Here is a 6,672-nt window from a genome sequence, read left to right on the forward strand (position 1 = left end):
TTGCTTCAATTAAAACAAACCTTTCCATTAATTCCGCCTGCTCAGAAGATAAATTCATCGCTTTCCTTCGTGTATGGAGGTCACTGGAATCCGTATAGTTTTGATAATATCGCTTCCATCAGAAATTTTTGCTTCGTGGATATTGAAAAAAAGTTATATGACTATATGGAAAGTTAAATTATAGCTCTTTTTAAATTATTTTATCTTCGCTATCCTTCTTAACTGCATCGACACTGTTATTTTAGAAGTTATCAATCATTATCAAATTATAAAATCACAAACAGGCACTTTAGACGCTTACAAAGAAATAACTATTGCCGTTTTTTCATTTGTCGTAGCGGCTTATTTACCTCGGTTAGGTTATAAAACTTCAATACTCCTTGGTTTAGCGCTTATCAGCGTCGCTTGTTCTTTGACGCCGTTGATCAATCAAATGTGGATGGTTCGGCTATTGCTTGTCAGCGTTGGCATAGGCATCGCCTTGGTGAAAGTTTACGTTTATTCCACTATCAGGTTAATTACGAAAAAATGAGCGAGAATATGCTAGTTTTACGAGTTTACTCGAAGGAATTTTTATGGTTGGCGTATCAAGTGGGTTTTGGGTTTTTTTATTAATTCCCCCTGCACGAGTTGGCTTTATGCTTTTTGGCTTATCGGCGCTTTGGCCACTTTAGCTTTCCTCCTACTGGCTTCTACTCGTATCGATCAACAGCAAATTTATTCCAAGCAGCAATTTCCCAAAAAGGATTTTATCGAAATAATTGGACTAATTCGTTATTCATTAGTAATTACTTTTGTTATCAGCATTTTTGCGTACCTATTTATTGAAGAACGCATTAAGACGTGGTTACCAACGTTTAAATAAAGTTTTGCATTTGAATCAGACAATGAGTGTTGAAATCGCCAGCATTCTCTCGACGACTTATACGCTCGGACGTTTAACGGCAGGGTTTTACTTAAAAAACACATTGGTTGAACTTGCTCATCGTTTCTATTGCGGTTTCCGGCCTTAATGATTCTATTCTGCTCCCTCACGGATATCACCCACGTTCGGCTTTAATTGCCCTTTGGAGGGAGGCCCATTGGAAGGTTTACATTTTCCCACTTGTAGGACTTTTCCTCGCCCCCATGTACCCATTTTATGTTACACCGTATTGATCACCTTCCCTAAAAATCGCCACAGCGCCATAATGGGGCTTATCATGATTTTTTCGGCCCTTCGGCGAAACCCCAAGCCCCAAGCTGACAGGAGTTGGTTTGGGCGTTTGGGTGAATATTATGCCTTAAGTCTATCGTTCACCCCTATCACTCTTTTATTTTTACTCCCTTTCTTCTATTATCATAGGCAAAGAAAAGAACAAATTAGCAGTGCTTTAGAGTACTATTCCCCACCCTTCATCGTTTCCTAAAACTAGAAAATCAAGACCTCCAGAACGACCTCCGGTAAAACGATACCGTCAAATTGAAGGGCCGCTGTTTATCGTCTCGCAATCACAGCAAGTTTTCCCTGATTCCAAAACCTAGGTTGACTGTATTCCCCGAATTTCACGCGCTGAAATTTTATGCCGTTTTCAACAAGAGAGAACAGCACCACACTTTAATTTAATCCATTTTATTTCACAGCATTTTCAAGTGCCCAACCCGGTGGAACGTTTTCTTGATTTTGATCCCTCTCATACAATGGAAACTTATTGTTCAGTTGCTTTGACCTCTCTTAACCTGTAACGCCGACAGTGCCCATCCTGATTATTCTTCCCTAATTCCGTTACCTCACCCCTACCTCCTCCCTGGTGGCTGTTTTCGAGAAATTTATTATTGGGATAGTTATTTCACTGCTGAAGGACTTGCCTGTTTTGATCAGCTCGACCTTGTGATCAATATGGAAAAAATTTAGCCTATTTAATAGAAACTATGGGCCATACCCCTAACGGCAATAGGATTTATTATCCTAGGCGGTCGCAGTCTCTTTTCTTCGATTGTCTCATTGAGATTATCGCGCAACGTCAAGGAGTCGATGCTATAAAACCCCTCGTGAAAGCACTGGAAAAAGAATACCGGTTTTGAGTGGCGGGAGGAGATCAGCTAACACGATAAAGTCCCGCTCATCGACACGTGGTGCTGCTAGACCATCAGTATGTTTTAAATCGCTATTGGGATAATTTATCCTATTGGGATAATTTATCGCTGCCGCGTCCGGAATCTTATCGAAAAGACGTGTTATTTTATAAACAAGCTGCGCCTTTAGAGAAACGGCATTTGTACCGGAATATTCGCGCCGCATGCGAATGGGGTTGGATTTCTCATAGCGATGGATGAGAGATAAAGAGAAATTAACGTCGATTTATACCGCCGAACTTATTCCGATAGACTTCAATACCATACTTTATCACATGGAAGTAAAACTGGCCAATTATTTCTAGTATTTTAGTAATCGACGCAAAGCCGAATTTTATCAACGCCGAGCCGAATGACGAAAGCAAGCCATTCTGCAATACTGTTGGGACACCAATAAAGAATTTTATTTTGATTATTGTTGGACAAAAAAAGAAAAAACGGCTTCGCTCACTTTAGCAGCCGCTTTTCCGTTATTTTTTTAAATTAGCTTCTTCATTTCAAGCAGCGACGGTTACTGATAAATTAATAAAAGACTTTTTTATCCCGACAGTTTAGTCACTACTTTAGATGAAAGCGCCCAACAATTACGGTTATGAAACCGATGGCAAAATAATCACCAAATGTTGGCTTGCACTTAATCGTCAGATGTTTGAACAAACGGGTAAAATGATCGAAAAATACAATGTGTGTACCCCCTACCTTAAAGCCGGTGGCGGCGAGTATCCACTCCAAAGCGGTTTTGAGTGGACAAACGGTATCGTTGTCGCCTTAAACCCCTCTCTTTTTCAACGGCTGGGAGAGCGTTTATTTACGGGCCTTAAAATACATCAGAAAAGGCGGGAAACTCATCACTATTAACCCTACTATAAGGTAGCGTTTCATAATGCAACGTGCTCTGCTAACAGCAATGTTATTCGGCGAATAAAACCAATAATTAATGTCGTTATCGAACCGATTAAACCCGCTATTGTTACTATCCATATTCCCCACTGGCCGCCCGGTATTAAAAAGCCTTTACGTTTTTTGTAATTTCTTTTATAACGCAATCGAATAGCCGCCGTGAACATTAATATATACATAAACATGTAGAGTTGCGACGCTAACGCCGTTAACAACCAATAAGAAGCGTTAACACTGGAGAGCAATAAAAAATCAACGCGACAATAGAGACAATTACCGATTGCAAAATCAATAATACGCTCGGGGCGCCAAAACGATTTTCATGCAATAAATGCCGATTGATTTGTCCATCGCGCAAGGCATACAACAAACCGCGCGTTGGCGCAATGATCCAATTGTTAATGCCCCCCATACCCCCAATAATTAGCATCAATGCGATAGCTGACAAAATTCCGTGCAAATGGCAAGCGCTAAAAAAGGCGTCAAACGCCTACATAATGCCAGCGACGAGACTAATTTGTTTTCCCGGCAGCACAATAGCTATCGATAAAGAACCACAAATTAACGTGAATAAAATGAGCAGCGTTACAATCAACATGGCGCGGGGATAAGCTTTTTGCGGCTGCTTAACGTCAGAGGTATGAACGGTTGCAATTTCCATTCCGCAAAAAGACATCATTACCCCTGTCAATGCCACCCACATGCCACTCGTAATATACGGTAATAATGCTTGTGAATGAAACGAGATTTGTAAAGATTTTCCAAAAAATAACCAAGCGGCGCCTAAACCGATAATTAACGTCATGGGTAACAATAAACCGGTCATGGCGCAAAAATTACTGGAACGAGTAGAACAATTTATACCCAATAAATTAATGATGCTCGCACCCCAAAACGCACGTAAAATGACGGTAATTAAAAAGATTTTATTTGTCGCTAAGGGCGGCGAAATTAAGTAACCAATCGTTCCTGCGATAAACGATAAAATCGTCGGATACCAAATAACGTTTTCTATCCATTGAAACCAATGGCTAGAAAACCAAATTGCAAACCAAACGCATTTTTTACCCACGCATACACACCGCCATGATCTTTACTCGTAGAGGCCAGCTCTGCCGAAATTAGCGCGCTCGGCAATAAATTGCACCGAGAATAAAAAAGAAGATCAACGAGCTGCCGAATAATGCCGTCGCAGGTAAATTGCGGATGCTATCCACCGACCCTGCTGTGATCATCGCTAAGCTAAATACGCCTATAATGATCTTTCGGTTGTATTTGAATGATTCATTTGGAAACCTCGTTTGAGAAAAATGGAAAAAAAACTAAGCTATAACCTAAACGTGCTCATTTTTGCGAGGTTTTCGTTTTAAAAAAAGATTGTTGTGGAAAATGGGAGTAAACAACAATGCCCTCCAAATATGGTTTTAGTTTCTACAATTTGTGTTGGATTGTCAAGGATCAGGCTACAAGCAATGGCTTAATCTTTTTTTAAAAAAGGCCAATTACCCCGAAGAGGGCGTGGGTTTATTTGTTTTCATTTTTTAATAGCTGGTTATTCTCTGATTAACTTGATTATTAATTTGTGATCAAATAGTTGAGTGTTTTTTTGGTCCGGTTTTTTTAATTTTAATAAGAGGGTATAGGATGTCCCGTTAACAACCTTCCAAAAGCTCAAAATTGAAGGAAAAACTAACCTCACCTATAAAGATATTTCTTGAATCGCTTCTACATTTAAATTTGAAGTTGGCCAACCGCCTAGCCGTTTTAAACCAAAACGTAAGCGAGGGTGCCTTTAAAAAGTAAAGTTTTTTCATCTTGTAGTTGAATCTGAAAAAATTAAATCTGAAGGGAATCCGCTTAGCGAAGTGATAGATCGCTACTCTAACAAATTTTTTAAAAAATTAAGCTGTTGGTCAAAAAACAATTATCCTAACACCGGTTTTGTCCCTAAATTTTTTAAGTTAATCCAACATCAACGCTCTTCAAAAGAAGAACCACATTCCGATCGATAAGAAAAAAACTCTTCTGAACTTAAATCTTCCTGGGAGGAAGTTGAACGGTATACTACGTTCAGACTTATCGATTACATAATTCAAAATTACCTTGATTATTGCTGGGATAGCTTCTCTGAAATAATATTGACTCTGATGGAAGGAATTATTAAGTTGCCTCTCCCCGAATGGATAAAATTTTTGGAAAGTTATTTCGATGAATCTACTTCTAGCTCTGTTACGCTTTTTCTTTTCCATTGTAAGTTCAAGAACCACAATCTTGAAAGTTGTCAGTTAACGAATTTATTAGCCCTGATTGAATATGTTAGCCTATTATCTGACTCTGACTTTATTGCTTTTTTAAAAAACCAAGCCGTAGACGAAACAAACGTTCCCCTTAATGATAGTTGGACGTTTTTTTGTCTCCACACTGAATACTTAAATAAAATAGCGATTTAGCTGCTCCAGTCCAACCCTGTTGATTTAGAAAAGTTCCTGTCTTCCAGTTATGACGAAGATAAGACTTTTTACAAAGAAATTTTAACAGCCGCCACATGTCATTTTGAAATAAATAATTTTGAACGATTAATCTACTACGCTAAAGAATCCAAGCTAGAATTCAATGATAACTCAAAAGAACATCTTGAAAACCACGAACGGCCCATATTTTATATCAAAAAAATATTACCGATTTTGGAAATGCTTTATCCCCTACGGGTTGACGAAGAGCCTCCAAAGCCGGAGGCAGCTTTCGAAATAGTAGAAAAATAAAATCACTCTTAACTGATGAATTAAATCAAATAATAGTAATGAAAATAAATTTTATTAATTTTATTTTTTAAGATTATAAAAAAAGATAGACGCTGACAATTTTGAAAAAGTAGTAACAACGTTGAGAAGTGCCAATAAGACTAATCCAGACATTCTATCTTTTTATGTAGATCAACTAATCAATTCTTCAATTAACGCTTGTCCCACCCTAAGAAATAAATTTCTGAAAGCTGCTTTCTAGCATTTTAAAATAATTTATACAGAAGATCCTTCTCATTCAAAAATTCCCACTCTATTGAATTTTTTAATTCGTGAAACATTGAGGACTCCGGTTTTAAATCTAGGTATTATCCGTGAAAAAATCTTAAACTCCTAACAAAAATTCACCGCGAAATATAGGGGAAAACCGAAATTATGAAACTTTCAGTAAGACCTGTATTGAATACAACGAATTAGGACAAGCCTTACCTAAAGTAAATTTGCGTGGAATTTTTAGTTCCCCGTCTTCGAAGTCGTTCACAAAAACGAAACCAGAGAAAAAAACGAGTCAGAAATAAAATTTCTTTATAAAGTCTGAATTTGGATAATTGATTTATTTTTAGAAGCACAAATTCCGTCATTTCCGCGCAGGCGGGAGTCCCAGTGCACCTTTGGTGCGCTGGATCAACTATGTTTGAATTGCTGTGAGCAAGTTTGAAAACTGGATAATAAATAGTCATTTTACACACCTTATTCACAGCTTCACAGTGATACCGCAGTTAGCGATTTTTTCTGTTCAAATTTTTTTAATCTGGCATTGGCGATAACAATAATTTTTCGTATTAGTGCTACAAACGCTACCATTTTCTTTTTCCCTTTTTTAACGAGCCCCTCATAAAAGCTCTTTAATTCTGAA

The 6,672-nt window shown here is 38.0% G+C and carries 3 pseudogenes; 2 read left to right on the forward strand and 1 reads right to left on the reverse strand.

Annotated features, from left to right (window positions below):
- The first annotated feature begins 100 nt into the window (after positions 1 to 100).
- Positions 101 to 1,409 (forward strand): annotated as a pseudogene (locus OWO34_RS06020) (MFS transporter).
- Positions 1,410 to 1,533: 124 nt separating this feature from the next.
- Positions 1,534 to 2,973: pseudogene (locus OWO34_RS06025) on the forward strand (trehalase family glycosidase).
- Here OWO34_RS06025 and OWO34_RS06030 read toward each other — a convergent pair.
- Positions 2,920 to 4,303, reverse strand: a pseudogene (locus tag OWO34_RS06030) (APC family permease). The pseudogenes OWO34_RS06025 and OWO34_RS06030 sit on opposite strands and share 54 nt — an antisense overlap.
- Positions 4,304 to 6,672: the final 2,369 nt, after the last annotated feature.

The organism is Coxiella endosymbiont of Ornithodoros maritimus (assembly GCF_907164965.1).
Lineage (GTDB): Bacteria > Pseudomonadota > Gammaproteobacteria > Coxiellales > Coxiellaceae > Coxiella.